Source organism: Mycobacterium aquaticum, assembly GCF_002086485.1.
GTDB lineage: Bacteria > Actinomycetota > Actinomycetes > Mycobacteriales > Mycobacteriaceae > Mycobacterium > Mycobacterium aquaticum.
This window is the reverse complement of the sequence record NZ_MVHF01000043.1, coordinates 1-17,186: the sequence shown is the minus strand read 5'-3', so window position 1 is coordinate 17,186 and position 17,186 is coordinate 1. Positions and strand designations below refer to the sequence as shown.

Annotated in this window: 14 protein-coding genes; 7 read left to right on the top strand and 7 right to left on the bottom strand. The window is 67.3% G+C overall.

Annotated features, from left to right (window positions below):
* Positions 1–6: 6 nt before the first annotated feature.
* Both BST13_RS29700 and tcuA read right to left on the bottom strand, forming a co-directional pair.
* Positions 7–1,350: an MFS transporter gene (locus BST13_RS29700; RefSeq protein ID WP_083168607.1), complete on the bottom strand. Its 1,344-nt coding sequence runs from the start codon at positions 1,348–1,350 to the stop codon at positions 7–9.
* Between the two features lie 250 nt (positions 1,351–1,600).
* Positions 1,601–3,094: an FAD-dependent tricarballylate dehydrogenase TcuA gene (gene tcuA, locus BST13_RS29695; protein ID WP_083168606.1), complete on the bottom strand. Its 1,494-nt coding sequence runs from the start codon at positions 3,092–3,094 to the stop codon at positions 1,601–1,603.
* A gap of 145 nt (positions 3,095–3,239) precedes the next feature.
* Here tcuA and BST13_RS40220 point away from each other — a divergent pair, with 145 nt between their 5' ends.
* On the top strand, positions 3,240–3,980 hold the full coding sequence (locus tag BST13_RS40220) for a FadR/GntR family transcriptional regulator (protein WP_083168604.1): 741 nt from the start codon (positions 3,240–3,242) through the stop codon (positions 3,978–3,980).
* Between the two features lie 22 nt (positions 3,981–4,002).
* Here BST13_RS40220 and BST13_RS29685 read toward each other — a convergent pair whose 3' ends face one another.
* A complete protein-coding gene (locus BST13_RS29685; RefSeq protein ID WP_083168660.1) occupies positions 4,003–5,136 on the bottom strand; it encodes an acyltransferase family protein in 1,134 nt (377 codons plus the stop codon).
* Between the two features lie 228 nt (positions 5,137–5,364).
* Between BST13_RS29685 and pgfA the strand changes: the two genes are divergently transcribed.
* Complete coding sequence (gene pgfA / locus BST13_RS29680; RefSeq protein WP_083168603.1) at positions 5,365–6,561, top strand: cell envelope lipid trafficking protein PgfA; 1,197 nt, start codon at positions 5,365–5,367, stop codon at positions 6,559–6,561.
* Between the two features lie 17 nt (positions 6,562–6,578).
* On the top strand, positions 6,579–8,195 hold the full coding sequence (locus tag BST13_RS29675) for an MmpA family trehalose lipid delivery protein (RefSeq protein ID WP_211296214.1): 1,617 nt from the start codon (positions 6,579–6,581) through the stop codon (positions 8,193–8,195).
* Between the two features lie 6 nt (positions 8,196–8,201).
* Here BST13_RS29675 and BST13_RS39520 read toward each other — a convergent pair whose 3' ends face one another.
* The 3 genes from BST13_RS39520 to BST13_RS29665 are packed head-to-tail and all read right to left on the bottom strand — an operon-like array spanning position 8,202 to position 11,865.
* Positions 8,202–8,366 (bottom strand): hypothetical protein, encoded by a 165-nt coding sequence (locus BST13_RS39520; protein ID WP_211296211.1) that lies wholly within the window; start codon positions 8,364–8,366, stop codon positions 8,202–8,204.
* Positions 8,363–8,560 carry a hypothetical protein gene (locus tag BST13_RS39515; RefSeq protein ID WP_211296210.1) on the bottom strand — a complete coding sequence of 66 codons (198 nt, stop codon included), beginning with the start codon at positions 8,558–8,560 and terminating at the stop codon, positions 8,363–8,365. The genes BST13_RS39520 and BST13_RS39515 overlap by 4 nt, the downstream gene beginning before the upstream one ends.
* Positions 8,557–11,865, bottom strand: coding sequence for a LuxR family transcriptional regulator (locus BST13_RS29665; RefSeq protein ID WP_083168601.1), 3,309 nt, complete (start codon positions 11,863–11,865; stop codon positions 8,557–8,559). Before BST13_RS29665 ends, BST13_RS39515 begins: the two co-directional genes overlap by 4 nt.
* Positions 11,866–11,962: 97 nt before the next feature.
* On the opposite strand from BST13_RS29665, the gene BST13_RS29660 reads away from it, so the two are divergent.
* On the top strand, positions 11,963–13,132 hold the full coding sequence (locus BST13_RS29660; RefSeq protein WP_158087213.1) for a methyltransferase: 1,170 nt from the start codon (positions 11,963–11,965) through the stop codon (positions 13,130–13,132).
* Positions 13,133–13,236: 104 nt separating this feature from the next.
* Here the strand turns inward: BST13_RS29660 and BST13_RS29655 are convergent, their stop codons facing one another.
* Positions 13,237–14,397 carry a glycosyltransferase family 4 protein gene (locus BST13_RS29655; RefSeq protein WP_083168598.1) on the bottom strand — a complete coding sequence of 387 codons (1,161 nt, stop codon included), beginning with the start codon at positions 14,395–14,397 and terminating at the stop codon, positions 13,237–13,239.
* 33 nt (positions 14,398–14,430) lie between these two features.
* Between BST13_RS29655 and BST13_RS29650 the strand changes: the two genes are divergently transcribed.
* The 3 genes from BST13_RS29650 (at position 14,431) to BST13_RS29640 (ending at position 17,053) form a co-directional block, all read left to right on the top strand.
* Complete coding sequence (locus BST13_RS29650) at positions 14,431–15,192, top strand: class I SAM-dependent methyltransferase (protein WP_083168597.1); 762 nt, start codon at positions 14,431–14,433, stop codon at positions 15,190–15,192.
* Positions 15,193–15,249: 57 nt separating this feature from the next.
* Complete coding sequence (locus BST13_RS29645) at positions 15,250–16,734, top strand: aldehyde dehydrogenase (protein WP_083168657.1); 1,485 nt, start codon at positions 15,250–15,252, stop codon at positions 16,732–16,734.
* 97 nt (positions 16,735–16,831) lie between these two features.
* Complete coding sequence (locus tag BST13_RS29640) at positions 16,832–17,053, top strand: hypothetical protein (RefSeq protein WP_062832312.1); 222 nt, start codon at positions 16,832–16,834, stop codon at positions 17,051–17,053.
* Positions 17,054–17,186: the final 133 nt, after the last annotated feature.

Genomic DNA, 17,186 nt, shown 5'->3' with positions numbered 1-17,186 from the left:
CTACCACTAGCTGTTCCGCGCCTGAACCGGAGATCTGACGCCACTGAATCCGTTGTCGTCTCGATAGGTTTCCCGGGTCGAGGCTGCCGCGAACAACGTCACAGCCGCCGTTGCGATGACGTAAACGCAGACAGGCCATGGCGATCCACCGGCGGCTGCCATGAGTGCGGTGGCGATCAGCGGCGTCGGACCACCTGCGAATGTCGAAGCAAGCTGGCTGCCGAGCGACATCCCGCTGTAGCGGTGTCGGGCGCTGAACATCTCAGCGAAGAACCCTGCCTGCGGTCCGTACATGGCTGCCCACGGCGTGGCCATCAGCACCGCGGCGACACACAGCAATCCGGGGTGGCCGGTCTGCACCAGCCAGAAGAACGGAAAGATCACCGCTGCAACGCCAATCGCGCCGCCGATGTAGACGCTGCGTCGACCGACCCGATCCGAGAGTGCGGCGAAGAAGGGCAGAGCGACGATACCGAAGCCGCCTGCGACCGTGACGGCGACGAGCGCCGTGGTGCGGGAGAAACCCACTTCCTTTGTCGCGTAACTGATCAACAGTGTCGCAAAGACGTAGAACGAGATGTTCTCGGCCCAACGCATGCCCAGCGCCTGCAGCACCTCTCGCTTCTGGGTGCGCAGCACCTCGACGATGGGCATCCGTGCCACCTCGTCATTTTGCTTGACGCGTTGAAACGACGGGGTCTCGGCGATTCTGGTTCTGATCAGCAACCCGAGGAGGATCAGGACGACGCTGAAGAGGAAGGGCACGCGCCATCCCCATGCCGTGAACTGATCCTCTGGCAGTCCGCCCAGCAGCGCGAAGGTTCCGGTGGCCAGTAACAGCCCGACCGGCGCTCCGATCTGCGGGAAGCTTCCGTTGAGACCGCGTTTTCCGGACGGGGCGTGTTCGACGGCCAGCAATACCGCGCCGCCCCATTCGCCACCAAGCCCAAGGCCCTGGATGAACCGGAGGACGACCAACAGGGCGGGCGCCCAGACTCCGATCGAGGTGTAGGTCGGGAGCACTCCGATCAGAAAGGTCGCGCCGCCCATCATGGACAACGTGACGACCAGGGTGCGCTTGCGGCCGATCCGGTCTCCGAAATGGCCGAAGATCACGCCGCCGAGTGGCCGCGCCAGGTAGCCCACCGCGAAGGTCGCGAAGGACGCCATCAGGCCTGCCGTCGGGCTGGCCTTCGGGAAGAACAGGTGACCGAACACCAAGGCGGCGGCCGTCGAATAGATGAAGAAGTCGTACCACTCGACCACGGTGCCGGCGAGGCTGGCCAGCGCGGCGTGCATCGGCGTCTTGCGGGTGATGCCGTGTCTTTGACTCACGAGCGTTTCGTCCATGACCTGTGCGCTCCTTCTGTGATGTGTGCCACTGGGGCCGGACCAGAGGAATATCATCAGATGGTCTGATGTCTGTCAATCGGTTTTGCCATTCCGATTTCGACGAATTCCGTTGCGCCTATGAGCTTTTCGTAGACAGCACGGAGCCTTGCCGTCGCCAGTTTCAAGTCGACGGCAAGGCTCCGCCTCCACGCGGATCCGGCGCGTGGACATGTCGCTGCCCCGAGAGGAGGGGTGCGGGGCAGCTCTCCTAAGAGACTGCCGCGGCCGTCACTCCGCGCAGCGCCGCTGCAGCTGCTGCGGCGCCCGCCGCCCGGCCGGTGACCGAGCCACAGACCAGACCCGAGCCCGCCGGGTAACTGTGATAGAAGAATCCCCCGGTCATTTCCCCGATCGCGTACAAGCCCGGTATCGGCGTCCCGGTTCCCGCGTCGAGAACCCGTGCCCCGCGGTCGATCCGCAGGCCACCGAACGTGAAGGTGATGCCGCCGGTGAACGGGTACAGCCGGTACGGCGGCGTATCGATTCGCTGCGCCCAGTTGCTCTTTGGCGGATCGATCCCGCGCGTCGCCTTACCGTCTTTGACGGTACTGTCGAAGGCGACGAGGTCATCGACCGCTGCGTTGTACTCACGGACCGTCCGCGCGAACTTCTCCGGGTCGAGCCCGGCCCGCCGGGCTAGCTCCGGCAGGCTGTCGGCCTGGTACACCGTTGCGTCGCCATAACGTGGGTCCAGGAGTTCAGCAACCTTGTCGTCGAACAACTGGTACCCAATGCCGTTGGGCTGCTTGAGGACCGCCTTACCGACGGCGACGTAGTTCTGCGGCGCCCAGTCCCGACCCTCATCGATGAACCGCTCGGCCTGTTCGTTGACGGCTATGCCGAACAGAAAGCTTGTCCGGTTGGTCCGTTCACCCGTTTCGAGAGTCCCCTGCTTGGGCGAGTTCACGTCGATCGGCGCGGCGTGGCAATCGGCCCAGTGCCCGTACGTGGCGGCGCCTGCGCGCAAGGCCGCGTCGAGCAATTCGCCCGTGTTGTACGGGACGCCACGCACTTTCACGAGGTTCCATTCCGGGCCCAGATACCTGGTCCGCATCTCCGGATTGGCCTCGAACCCGCCACAGCCCAGGATCACCTCACCGTAGAGGTCTTCGGTGTATCCGGCATCGTTGCGGATCCGGACGCCGACGACCCCACCGATGTCGTCTCTGATCAGATCGATTGCCGCAGTGCCGTAACGGATTTCACATCCGGCCCGTTCGACGGCCGCGAACTCCATCGCGGTGAGGCCTTCGCCGCCGCCTGCGGACTGCAGCACCAGCCCGTTGCGGTAGACGGTCTTGCCGCCCTCGGCCGTGGTCAGGTATTGGGCGAACTCGAAATCGATGCCATGGTCCTTCATCCAGCGCAAGACATCCTGGCTCTCCGAAACCAGCCAGTCGGTGAGATCCGCGTCCGCCTCGCCCCTGGACGTCTGCATGATCGCGCTGGTGAACGTTTCGGCCGTATAGGGCTCGACCGTCACCGCACCACTGGTTGCCGCGTTGCTACCCAAAAGCTCGTCCACGGTGGACAATTCGTCAAAGGCGAACCTCACCAGGCCCGCCGTGTATCGCGTGTTGCCGCCGCGCTGGTCCTGCGGCGCCTTCTCCAGCACGGTGACGTCCGCACCGGCGTCCGACGCAGCCAGCGCCGCCACCAACGCAGCGTTGCCCGCCCCGACAACGATGACTCGCTTTGCCATCCTCGCTCCTCCATATCCATCAGATCAGCAGACGTCTGATCATTGACTCGTGGTCGCTCCGTTGTCAATCCCCACCCGGAGATCCGCAGCGGGGCAGGCGGTGTTGTATCGTCCACAGGGAAACGTCAGACCATCACCCCAATTCATGGAGGGCCCGCCAGTGGTGTCTCGCGCCAAACAAGGTGGCGGCAAGGCCGATTCGGTCCTACCCAACGTCAATCGGGTGAGCCGGCTGCGACTGGCCGACCAGATCATCAGCGAGCTCCAGACCGCGATCACCAACGGTGAGTTGAAGGTGGGCGACCGACTACCCCCGGAACCAGTCCTCATGGAACGCTTCGGGGTCGGGCGGTCAACGGTGCGCGAAGCCGTACGGGCCCTCGTACACAGCGGCGTGCTGCGGGTGCAGGTCGGCGACGGCACATACGTCTCGGCGACACCCGGCGCGGGCGACACTCTGACGGACAAGATCAGGCGCGCGAGCATTGCCGAGCTGTTCGATGTGCGGCGCGCGTTCGAGATGTCGGTTGCCGGTCTGGCCGCGCGGAACCGCTCCGAGAAAGATCTCCTACAACTGCAGGAAGCGGCGCAGGCCTGCGAGGTCGCAGCGCAGCACGACGATCCGGAAGCGTTCGTCGAAGCCGACTACGCATTCCACATGCAGATCGCGGCGGCCACCAAGAACGTGCTGCTGGTCGACCTCTACAGCGAGTTGCGCAGCGCCGTCAGGACCCAGCTGCGCGAGCAGCCCGATGTCACCGACGGAATTTCCCATCATGCGCTGGCCCTGCACAACAAACTCCTGAAAGCGTTGCAGGACAAGGACAGCCGCGCGGCAGAACGGATCTGGGCCGCGACGCCGAACCCCTACCTGGTCAACGAGTAGGCACGGCCGCCCGACGGCGCCCTCAGCGCAGCGCGGGCTGCGGCTCGGGTTCTGGCTCGGGTTCGTCGGTGATCGAGCTGTCCAGCGGCGGCACCGGACGCTGATGGCGATACTCCCAGCGCCGGAACGCCTCCCGGCATGGTGACTCGACCAGGGCGTAACTGACTGCGGCCAAGGCAAAACCGAACACCAGCGTCAGCACCAGAACCGCAGGCATGCCACCGTTGAACAGGAATTCCCCGATCATCGGGAACACCATCGCCAGCGCAGCCAGGTGCCACACGAACAAGCCGTAGGACCAGCGGCCCAGGGTGACCATCACGCGGCTGCCGAGGATCCGGTGCGGGGTGTCGGGCCGGTCGAGTACCAGCGGCGCCAGCAGCGCAGCGGCGAGCACCGCGCCCATCGCCGTCTTCAGCGTCACCTGCGTAACCGACCCCGGGCGCAACCCGTCCATCCCTGCCATGGGTGACGCCCCGATCGCGAACGCCACCAGCGCGACCAACCCCATCAGCAGTCGGTTGCGGCCCAGCCGGTGCGCCCGGCCGAACGGGGTGACCGTCAGCTCGGCCAGCACCATCCCGCCGGCGAACCACGAGAAGAACGCCGGCGGCCAGTTCCACGGGTTCTGCCCGGTGCTCCCGTCGAACGGGATCCACACCCACGCCAGGCTCAGCACGGCCACCGCGGTGATCACCCCGATGCGGGCTCGTACCGGCAGCCGGCGAGCCAGCAGCGCCAGGAACGGCAGCGCCAGGTAGAAGGTGACCTCGACCGACAGACTCCACATCTGGGTCAGCCCGGCGGTCAGGGTCAGCGGAACGTAGATCTGCGTCAGCGTGAGATTGGCCAGCCATACCGTGAAGTCGGCCTTCGCCTCGGGGAGCAGCAGCAGGATCACCACGACGGCCACCACGTATCCCGGCATGATGCGCGCCACCCGCGATCGCAGGTAGTGCCCCGTCGGCGGCCGCGGGCGCAGTCCGCGGGCAGCGGCAGCGTGACCGCGCCACAGCAGGAAGCCCGACAGCGCGAAGAACACCGCCACGGCCAGGTCGAACCTGCCGAAGATCCGCCCGAAGAAGCCGCCGCCGGTGTGGCCGGTCTGGAACGCGACGTGGGTCAGCACGACGCCCATGGCCGCGCAGGCACGCATGCCCTCGACTGCCGGCAGGAAGCTCCTCGTCCCGCCGACCTCGGAGTTCGGGTCCGATTGCCGGGTCGCCACGACGACCAGTGTGCCGGGACGACGCAAACACACCAAACGGACGGTGAAGTGCCACCACAGGATGCCCTTGTCGTAAGTGATGGCCTTAAATAGTGCTGTTAGGGTCGAACGGGTTTGCCCTGAGGACAAGTTGGCCCACACCAAAGGAGGCCCGGTTTGAACCGCGCTGTGGCGCTGCGTATCGCGGCATGCGGATTGATGGGGCTGGGTGCCGCCCTGTTGATCGCCGCCCTGCTGCTGACGACCTATACCAAGGGCAAGATCGCCAAGATCCCGCTCAACCTGGACACCACGCTGGTCAGCGAGGGCACCGGGACCGCGTTCGACCCGGCGTCGTTGTCGGCCGAGAAGTTCTCGGTGGACCGCAACGTGCCGGTGGCGATGCAACAGCAGATGAGCGTGGAATCGCCGTCCAACGCCGAGGTGGTGACACTGCAGGTGGGCACGTCACTGCGGCGGACCGATCGCCAGCAAGACACCGGTCTGTTGTTGGCGATGGTCGACACCGTCACCATGAACCGGAGCACGGCGCTGGCGGTGTCGTCGGACAACAACCCGGGCGGCTCTGTGCAGAAGCCCCGCGGCATGGAAGACCAGAAGCCGCCCACCAGCGTGGCGCTGCCGCACGAGGGTCTGACCTACCGGTTCCCGTTCGACACGGAGAAAAAGACCTACCAGATGTTCGACCCGATCGCCCAGAAGCCGTTCGACGCGAACTACGACGGCGAAGAAGACGTCAACGGGCTGACCACCTACCGGTTCACGCAGAACGTGGGCTACGACGCCGACGGCAAGCTGGTCGAGCCGGTGAAGTACGCCTCGCTGTACGAGGATGACGTCGACAGCACCGTGAAGGCGCGGGCCTCGGTATGGGGTGTACCGGGCGAGCCGGACGAAGAGATCACGATGAACCGCTACTACGCGGCGCAGCGGACGTTCTGGGTGGATCCGGTCTCGGGCACCATCGTCAAGGCCACCGACCACGGTTATCAGTACTACGCCCGTGATCCGCTGAAACCCGAGGTCACCTACGTCGACTACAAGGTGACCTCCAACGAGAGCACCATCGAGTCGCAGGTGGCCTCCGCCCGCGACGAACGCGACCGGGTGTCGCTGTGGTCGCGCGTCCTGCCCATCACGTTCACCGCGCTGGGCCTGGTGACACTGATCGGCGGAGCGCTTCTGGCCTCGTTCGCGCTGCGCGCCGAGTCGACGCTGATCGACCCGGGCCTCGACACCGCCGACCACGGCTTCTTCGACACCCAGGGCATCCAAGTGCCTGGAGCGGAAGCCAAGACCGAAAAGCTGCCCGCGCAGCGTCCCTCTGACCTGCCACCGGACCGACCGGTCTGATTTCCTCCCGGTTCTGGCTGCCGGCCTACGCGCTGGTGCTGTCGCTGCTGGTGACGGCGCCGGTCCTGGGACCCGGCTACCTGCTGCTGCGCGACGCGGTCTCGACACCGCGCTCGTATCTGACCGACGCCGCGCTCGGCCTGTCCGAAGCCGCGCCGCGAGCGCTTCCGCAGGACTTCTTCATCGCGGTGACCTCGGCGGTGCTCGATGGCGGCGTGGTGGTCAAGCTGCTGCTGGTGGGCGGGCTGTGGCTGGCCGGTTGGGGCGCGGCCCGGCTGGCCGCCGAGGTGCTGGCCGCCGGACTGCCCGGGCAGTTCATCGCCGCGACGCTGGCCGTGTGGAATCCCTACGTCGCCGAGCGGTTGCTGCAGGGCCACTGGAGTCTGCTGGTCGGTTACGGCTGCCTGCCCTGGGTGGCGACCGCCGTCGTGCGGTTGCGCACGGGCTGTGGATCGCCCTTCGCACTGGCGTTCTGGATCGCCGTGGCCGGGCTGACGCCGACGGGCCTTTTGCTGGCCCTGCTGGTGGCGCTGACCTGTGTGGCGGTGCCCGGCGACGGCTGGGGTCGCGTCCGGGTCGCTGCGGTGGGCTTTCTCGCCGCCGTGCTGGCCGCGCTGCCCTGGTTGACGGCCGCGCTGCTCGGCGGCGCCGTGAACGCGTCGGCAGCGGAGTCGTCGGCCGGGATTCACGCGTTCGCCGCGCGGGCCGAACCCGGGCTCGGCACCCTCGGCAGCCTGGCCGGCCTCGGTGGTATCTGGAACAGTGCGGCCACCCCGGCTTCGCGAGCCTCGCTGTTCGCGGTGCTGGCCACGGTGGTGCTGCTCGGCGTGGTGGCGGCGGGCCTGCCGGTCGTGTTGCGTGCGCCTGCCAGACGCATGACGCTGCCGTTGCTGGTCCTGGCCGCCGTCGCGGTGATCGGCCCGGCGTTGCTGGCCACCGGGCCGGGCCTGGCGTTCGTGGAGAGCGCGGTGCGGGCCATTCCGGGGCTGGGAGTGCTGCGCGACGGGCAGAAGTGGGTGGCCCTGGCGATGCCCGGGTACACGCTTGCGGCCGCGGCTGCCCCGCTGACCCTGCACCGCCGGCTGCCCGCGTCCGCGACGGCCGCGGTGTGCTGCGTGGCGTTGATCGCCGTGCTGCCCGATCTGGCGTGGGGTTTGGGTGGCCAGATGCGGGCCGTGCACTATCCGGCCGGCTGGGCTGCCGCGGCCGCGCAGATCAACGCCGATCCGCGGCCGGTGGCGGTGCTGCCGCCCGACATGATGCGGCAATTCTCCTGGTCGGGGCCGGCTCCGGTGCTCGACCCGCTGCCGCGCTGGGTGCGGGCCGATGTGCTCAGCACGGGTGACCTGTCGATCGGCGGGCACACCGTGCCGGGCGAGGGCGCCCGCGCCCGCGCCGTGCAGGACATGCTGCTCTCGGGTGCGTCACCGCAGCAGCTGGCCGACGCCGGGGTCGGCTGGGTGGTCCGGGAAACCGACGGCGACGTCGCGGTACAGCGGATCGGCGGCTCGGCGCCCGCGGCGACGCATCGCGGTCTGCTGATCGTCGCGCACCTGGTGTGGCTGGGGTTGTTGATCGGCGCAGGGGTAGGGCTGGCGGCGCAGACCGTGCGCGCAGCGCGTCGGCGGCCTTAGCCCAGCTCACCGTGATTTCGGGTGCCCGGCGACCTGTTGCGTGCCCAGCTGCCCCGGGTCTACGTCGAACAGCGCCTCCCAGCAGGTGCAGCCGGCCGTCGGCATCGCCGCAGCCTCGGCGAGCCGGACCGAGTCGGGCAACCTGACCACGCGTTCCCGGTCGGAAGTCACGTCTCGGCGTGAGTGCCGCGCTCCCCGCGGCCCGTGTTGGACGCCGTGAGCACGCGATCACCGACGGACAGACCAGTCACGCCTTCGCCCACCTCGGGCCCGCCGAACGCATCCAGCACCATCGCCTGTGAAGTCAGCTGACGGTAGGGACGGTTGACCGCGCGACGGGTCCGCCGTCCCGGTGAGTGGATCATCGACACCGACGATCGGCGTGGCGAGCGGCTTCCTGGGCGAGTTGTACGCGTGAGGTGAGCCCGAGTTTGGCGTAGATATGGGTGAGGTGGGTCGCCACGGTGCGCGGGGAGATGAACAGCCGAGTCGCGATGTCCTTGTTGCCGAGTCCTTGGCTGACGAGCCGAACGACCTCGCGTTCCGTCGGGGTCAACGACTCCCAGCCGCTGCTCGGGCGTTTACGCTCGCCACGGCCACGTTGCGCGTAGGCGATCGCCTCACCAGCGGACAATGCCGCCCCCTCGGCCCACGCAGTCTCAAATTCGTTGTCGGTCAAGGCGTTACGAACCGCGGCAATCGCTGCCCGATGGTCGTCGTCGTAAACGCTCAACCGAACCCCGCCCATAGCGTGCCGCAGCGTATCCGCGGCAGCGAAGAGTCTGGCGGCTTCACGGTGGCTTTCCGCATCGCAGGCCAGGGCGGCCAGACACTCCAAGGCTTCCGGTGTCGTCGGGTGGGCGTCGACGGTCATGGCGACGGCGAGCGCCTGATGGGCGTCGCGTTCAGCCTGACCGGGTTCGCCCTGGGCACGGGCCACACGAGCGCGGACCACCAACGCGACTGCCTGGTTTACGCCCCGCGTCAGCGCCACTGTTTCATCTCCGTTGCGTCTCGCGGCGCTGAGATCACCACGGGCGAAGGCAATTTCGGCGATCGGGTTCACATTGGCCCCCGGAATTCGAATATCGCGCATCCGTTGGCAGGCCAGCTCACTGGCTTCGGTGGCCGCCGCGACGTCGCCCGCGGCCAACGCTGCGCGGGCCAGCTGCGAATAGCCGAGACCCTCGACGAATCCGCCGAATTCGCCGCCGAGTTTGACGGCGCGGGCAGCCGCCGCCTGTGCCGCGTCGATGTCGCCTGAGTGCGCCAACGTATGGGCAAGGTGGGTCAGTGCGGCGAGCTGACCGAACGGATCACGCGCCGTCTCGGCCTCGGCGAGCAGTCCGCGAAACTGTTCCGCCGCTGCGGCGAGATCCCCTTGCTCAAGGAGGGCTGTGCCGATCCCCCAGAACCGGCACATCCGGGAAATGAACTGGTCTCCGATCTCATCGGCGAGCCGAAACCCCTCGGCGCCGGCTTCGAGTGCTGCATGTGGTTCGCCTGCGATGATCGCCACGAAAGCCTGCCACCACAAGACTTGGCTCAACCTCCACACGTCGCCTGACGCGCGGGCCAGGGCGAGCGCCTCGGTGAGGTACGGGCGCGCCACGTCCGAATCGAAGACAGCGGTGCCTCCGCAGGCGAGGAGTACCCGCAGCAGCAGGCCAGGTTCGCCGACCTCTCGCGCGGTGCGCAACGCGTGTCCGAGCTGCACCGGGTCGTTGGGTGCGGAGATCACCGCCATGAGCACCCCTTGGTCGGCGAATGCACGCGCACGGGCCGCCGCGCTGACCTCGACCGCGGGGTGGCCGGCATCGTCGTGGACTGCGCCGAACCACGACAGGCCCTCCATGATGCGCCCGCGGGACAGCCACAACGGCTGCAGGGAGCACACCAGCAGCATGGCGGACTCGGTGTCACCGTTCTCGCGACTCCACGCGAAAGCAGCTCGTAGATTGTCGATCTCGGTTTCGGCTTGCTCGACCGGCCGCTGGTGCGCGGCCGAGATCGCCGCGTCCAACGATTCCACCGTGCCCGTGTAGTAGTCGCGGTGGCGGTCCCGGACCTGGTCCGCCTCGCCGGATTCGCCGAGCTTTTCCTGGGCATACTGCCGGATGGTTTCCATCAGTCGGTATCGCGTGTGGCCCCCAGAGTTTTCGGCCACCACGAGAGACTTGTCGATGAGCAGTGTCAGCAGGTCGAGGATCTGGTGCCGGTGAAGATCGCCGGCGCCGGCGACAGCCTGGGCGGCCGGTAGGTCGAACCCACCGAAGAACACCGCAAGTCGCCGGAACATGACGCGCTCGGGTTCCGTCAGCAGGGCATGTGACCAGTCGACGGAGGCGCGCAGGGTCTGCTGACGGCGCACAGCACTGCGTGCGCCACCGGTGAGGAGACGGAAGCGGTCGTGGAGGCTGTCGCGAATATCGCGCAGCGACAAGGCCCGCACTCGCGCCGCCGCCAGTTCGAGAGCCAACGGCATACCGTCGAGTCGACGGCAGATCTCCTGCACCAGGTCGGCGCTGTCGGCGGAAATGGCGAAATCACTGCGGACGTGCCGAGCACGGTCGGCGAACAACTCGATCGCCTCATCGGCCAGCGACAGCGGAGGCACCCGCCATACTGCCTCACCCGGTACCCCCAGCGGCTCCCGACTGGTTGCCAAAACTGTCAAGGCAGAACATCTTCCGAGCAGCGTGGTCGTCAGCACAGCGGCCGCATCGAGAAGATGTTCGCAGTTGTCCAGCACGATCAACATGTGTCGATCACCGATGAAGCTCATGGCGGTGTCGGTCGAGGTGCGACCAGGTTGGTCGGGTAGATCCAGTGCACGGGCGGCGGCAACGGGTACCAGCGCCGGGTCGTTGATCGGCGCCAGATCGACGTACCACACGCCGTCGCCGAACTCGGCCGTCATCTGAGTCGCGATCCGTACCGCCAAGCGGGTCTTACCGATGCCACCCGCTCCCGTCAGGGTGACCAGCCGGTCCCGCCCGACCAGACCCCGCACCTCGGCCATCTGCACCTCGCGGCCGACGAAAGTCGTCATCGGCGCCGGAAGATGCTGCGCCCCAAGCGCTTCCCCGGTCCGCAGCGGAGGGAAATCGTTGTGCAGATCGGGATGGCACAGTTGCGTGACGCACTCCGGGCGGGGCAGGTCGCGTACGCGGTGTATGCCGAGGTCGGCCAACCAGGCATCGTGAGGAAGCCGCTCGGCGACCAGATCGGATGTGGTGGCCGACAGGACGGTCTGGCCGCCATGCGCGAGGTCCCGCAGTCGCCCAGTTCTGTTGATCGTCGGGCCGATGTAATTACCCTCGTCCCGCAGCTGTACCTCACCGGTGTGGATGCCGATCCGAAGCCGGATCGGCGACAACGGTGCCCGCTGCAACGCCAACGCACAGGCAACGGCGTCCGACGCACGATTGAATGCGACCACGAAGCTGTCGCCCTCGCCCTGCTCGATCGGACGCACACCGCGGTGCGCTTCCACCAAGTCGGCGAGCGTCGTGTCCAATTGCGCAAACGCGGCGGTCATGTCCTGAGGACGGGTCTGCCACAACTGCGTCGAACCCTCGACGTCGGCCAGCAACAGCGTCACCGTTCCTGTCGGCACAAGCTCAGTCACACCCGGATCGCTCCAGTTCAGCGGGTCAATCTCGCTCATGCTAACCAGCTTGTGCCAGGTCGGCGTCGAGAAACATCGGCACATGGTCGTACATTGCGCCGCCAGCTACGACGCAGATGGCCGAGATTTACGTCCTTTGACCGACGATCTCTGCGCCGCAGCCCCCGATCCTGAACTCGACATCAGTCACATTCCCGAGAACAGACAGGTGGTCAATCCCATGGCACTCCCTCCCCGCCGCGTCGTCCTGACCATGCTGGCCGCTCGCCGACGACTCAAGCAGATCGCCGATGCCCTGGTACCGCCGGAGGTCGCCGTCAACGACATCAGCACGTGCACGGGCGTCACCCAGGTCGCGACGGCTTTCGCCGAACTGGGCATCGCCGACGTCGTCGGTGACCGTGCGTACACCGCGGCGCAGATCGCCGCGCGGCTCGGCACCGACGCCGACGCCACCCACCGCCTGCTGCGGACCGCATCGACCTGCGGGTTGTGCCGGATGAACCGCCGCAGGGGGACCGTGACGCTGACCCGCACCGGGCGGCGGCTGAGCTCGGACCATCCGCACTCGATGCGGGAATGGGTCATGGCCCACGGGTCGCGCGTGCAAACCCAGGCGTGGACGGGTTTGGCCGACACCGTGCGAACCGGCCGAAGCGCGTTTGTGGCCGTGCACGGCATGTCGATATGGGACTGGTTCGACACGCACCCCGCCGATGCCCGCGTGTTCGACGAAGCGATGCGCCGGGGCACCACCCTCAGCGCCGACATCATCGCCGCCGCATACCCGTGGCCGGATCACGGCGTGGTCTGTGATGTCGCAGGCGGTGTCGGCACGCTCGTGGCGGAGATCGTCAGCTCATCCACCGGTTTACGCGGCGTGCTCGTCGAAAGCCCGGACGTCATCGCCCGAGCCCACACCTTCTTGCGGACACGCGGACTCGCCGACCGGATCGATGCGGTGGTTGGCGACATGTTCGGCACGATCCCCGCAACGGCCGACGTCTACCTGCTCAAGGACGTCCTGCACGATTGGGACGACGAACACTGCCGCAAGATCCTGAGCACCGTGGCCGCGGCCATGCCCAGCGGGGGCCGGCTCGTCCTCGTCGAGGTCCTCCAACAGCCCGCTACACCAAGTCCTTTGGCGCCCTTCGCCGATCTGTTGATGCTGGCCCTGACCGATGGTGGCCGGCAACGTTCGGCCGACGAACTCACCGCCCTGCTGGCCGATGCGGGATTGCACCCCACCGGCGCAGTGCGCCACGCTCTCCCGCACGACCTGATCGAAGCGGTCAAACCCTGATGCCCGACACCGGTACCCGAGGGCATTGCGTGCGTCATCTACGGCTGCCGTCCAGCGGACATCGCCGCCGGATTACCCCGCCGTGGCGTTCGGGTAGACGCCGACTACACCAGGCCGTTGATGTAGCGCCCGTCGTGCACCGACTCGAGCACCGTGCGCATCGCGTCGGCGCTCTGCGCCCAGGAGAATTCGTCGCTGCGGGCCTGCGCCTTGCTGCCCAGCTGCACGCGCAGCACACCGTCGCTGAGCAACTGGCCGAGCCCGGCGACCAGGCCGTCCCGATCCTCGACCAGCAACCCGGTCACCCCGTCGACGATCGAGTCGGTCAGCCCGCCCGAGGCCCGGTAGCCGATGGTCGGCACGCCGTGCTGGGCCGCTTCGGTCACCGCAAGTCCCCAGCCCTCTTTGCGGGACGGCAGCACGTGTACCCAACTCTGTTGCAGCACAAGGTGTTTGGTCATGTCATCGACATGGCCGTGGAATGTCACGGCGTCGGCGATACCGAGCAACTCGGCATGCTCGACCAGCCGCTGCTGCCACCAGCCCCCGCCGAGGATGTCCAGGTGCAGGTCCGGGATGTCGGCCCGCAGGGTCGCGACCGCCTCCAGCGCATCCTCGATCTGCTTGTGCGGCACCAGCCGCGACAACACCACCACGCGCGGGGTGGCCGAGCGGGGCAATTCCAGACTCTGCGCGGGAGCCTCGTCAAGACCGTTGCGCACCACAGCAATTCGGCCGGAATCCACACCGAGTTCGTTGAGGTCGCGCGCCGAGGGCAGCGACACCGTGACGTACTGATTGCGGCGGTGCAGCCGCGGCGACAGCCGCGATTCGACGAACCACCCGATCCGGCCCATCACCGGCCCCGCGACCGGCCACAGCTCGCGGTGGCAGTGGTGTACCAGCACCGCCACCCGGCGGCCGAAGGCCAGGCGGGCCAGGAACGGCAGGCCGTTCTGGGTATCGACGACGACGTCGGGCCGGACCCGTCGCAGCGGTCCCAGACCGATACGCGCCAGCACCATCGCCAATCCCGCCCAGATGTACACCGTGTAGGGGCCGCCGGCGCGGCTGATCCGCACGCCGTCGACGACCTCGTTGCGCGGCGCACCCGGGTAGCGGGCGGTGCGCAATGTGACGTCGACACCGTGGGCGGCCAGGTATGCGCCGATGCGCTGCACGTAGGCCTCGCTGCCACCGCCTTGTGGGTGTCCGGTGTCCCGCCAGCACAGCAGGAGCACAGAACGGACAGGACGGTCAGACATCGTGTCGAGCGTACCGGTGAGTAGTTTGGGCGGGTGCAGCCCACCGCACTCTTTGCCCGCCGGGCCGGCCTGCGGCGCTCGGTACGTCTGCTCAGCGAGTTCCGCTTCGAGCAGAGCGACCCGGCCAGGTTCTACGGCGCACTGGCCGAGGACACGGTCGCGATGGTCACCGATCTGTGGACCGGTTGCACCGGTGAGCTCGCTGCAGGACGGACCGTGGTCGACGTCGGCGGTGGGCCCGGTTACTTCGCCTCCGCGTTCGACGCCGCGAGGATGCACTACGTCGGCGTCGAACCCGATCCCCGCGAAATGCATGCTGGTCCCGCGGGGGACGCCGACGGCGGTGTGTTCGTGCGTGCGTCCGGGATGGCGCTGCCCTTCGCCGACGGCAGCGTGGACATCTGCCTGTCCTCCAATGTGGCCGAGCATGTGCCGCAACCGTGGCTGTTGGGCAACGAGATGCTGCGGGTGACCCGGCCGGGCGGGTTGGTGGTGCTGTCCTACACGGTGTGGCTCGGTCCATTCGGTGGTCACGAGATGGGGCTGACGCACTATCTCGGCGGGGCCCGTGCCGCGGAGAGGTACACCCGCAAACACGGCCACCGGCCCAAGAACGACTACGGGTCGTCGTTGTTCGCAGTATCCGCCGCCGACGGGCTGCAGTGGGCGGCCAGCACAGGGGCGTTGGTCGCCGCATTCCCCCGCTACCACCCACGATGGGCCTGGTGGATGACGTCGGTACCGCGGCTGCGAGAGTTTCTGGTGAGCAATCTGGTGCTGGTTCTGCAGCCCTGAGAATCCACCGATTGGAACATGTTCTCGTTTTTCCCGAAACTGGGTAATGTGACCTCCATGACACAGAGCTCATCCGCGACCGCGTTTCAGACCGAGTGGGACAAGCTGTTCATCGGCGGCCAGTGGGTCGAGCCGGCCACGGCCGAGGTGATCGAGGTGCACTCCCCCGCCACCGGTGAGCTGGTCGGCAAGGTACCGCTGGCCACCCAGGCCGATGTGGACGCCGCATGCGCCGCTGCCCGCACCGCGTTCGACGAGGGCCCTTGGCCCACGATGAAACCGGCCGAGCGGGCCGCGATCCTCGCTCGCGCGGTGAAGATCCTGGAAGAGCGCGCCGACGAACTGAAGTTCCTGCTGGCCGCCGAGACCGGTCAGCCCGCCAGCATCGTCGACATGATGCAGTACGGCGCGGCGATGTCGTCGTTCAACTACTACGCCACGTCTGCGGTCGACAAATTCAGCTGGAGCGAGATCCGCGACGGCATCTACGGCCAGACCCTGGTGACCCGGGAACCGATCGGCGTCGTCGCCGCGGTCGCGGCCTGGAACGTCCCGTTCTTCTTGGCCGCCAACAAGCTCGGCCCGGCGCTACTGGCCGGTTGTACGGTCGTGCTGAAGCCGGCCGCCGAGACGCCGCTGTCGGTCTTCGCGATGGCCCGGGCGTTCGCCGAGGCCGGACTGCCCGAAGGCGTGCTGTCTGTCGTCCCGGGTGGCCCGGACACCGGCCGCGCGCTGATCGCCAATCCCGAGATCGACAAGTTCACCTTCACCGGCTCCAGCGCCGTCGGGAAGGAGATCGGCAAGGTCGCCGCCGAACGGCTCAAGCCGTGCACGCTGGAACTCGGCGGCAAGTCCGCGGCCATCATCCTGGAGGATGCCGACCTGGACTCGACGCTGCCGATGCTCATCTTCTCTGGCCTCATGAACTGCGGGCAGGCCTGCGTGGGGCAAACCCGCATCCTGGCACCGCGGTCGCGTTACGACGAGGTCGTCGAGAAGGTGTCCGCGGGCGTGGCGGCCATGAAGGTCGGCCTGCCGGACGACCCGGCAGCCATGATCGGCCCGCTGATCAGCGAGAAGCAGCGCGACCGGGTCGAGGGCTACATCCAGAAGGGTGTCGAGGAAGGCGCTCGTATCGTCACGGGCGGCGGCAGGCCGGAGGGCCTGGATTCGGGCTGGTTCGTGCAGCCGACGGTGTTCGCCGACGTCGACAACGCGATGACCATCGCCCAGGAGGAGATCTTCGGTCCGGTGCTGGTGGTGATCCCGTTCGACACCGAGGAGGACGCCATCCGCATCGCCAACGACTCGGTCTACGGGCTGGCAGGCAGCGTGTACACGACGAACATCCCGAAGGCGATGGAGATCGCCAGCAAGATCCGCACGGGCACCTACGGCGTGAACATGTACGCCTTCGACCCGGGCGCGCCGTTCGGCGGATACAAGAATTCAGGCATCGGCCGGGAGAACGGCCCGGAGGGCATCGAGGCGTACTGCCAGGCCAAGAGCGTGCTGCTGCCGTTCGGTTACACACCCGAGTAGTGACCCTGCCAGGAAACTGGCAGGCGATGTCCAGGTTGCCCGGCTACGGTGGCGCCCGTTCGACGATCTGTAGCAAACGACCCTAGGGAGAAACCCGATGGCAGTCTCGGTTGATCTGGCCAAATCGCTCGACAAGGCCTATGAGGAGAAGAGCCTCAAGGAAATCCTGGATGCGTCGCCCGCGGCGCTGGCCGGCGTGACCGACGCCGACGCCAAACACCTTGAGGAAGCGTTCAACATCAAGACCGTGCGCCAGCTGGGCGCCAACAAGTTCTTCGCCGTCGCCGCCGCTCTGGTGGCACTGGAGAACGCCGGCTGATTTTTCGCTCGCGGACTCTCGCGAGCAGACAGAGAATCGCCCTTTTTTTCGGCCTAAACTTCGGAACTGTTTGAGGGGGGGGAGCATTTCGGCCCCGGGCACATGGCGGGCGGCGGGGGGGGTAACACATAAA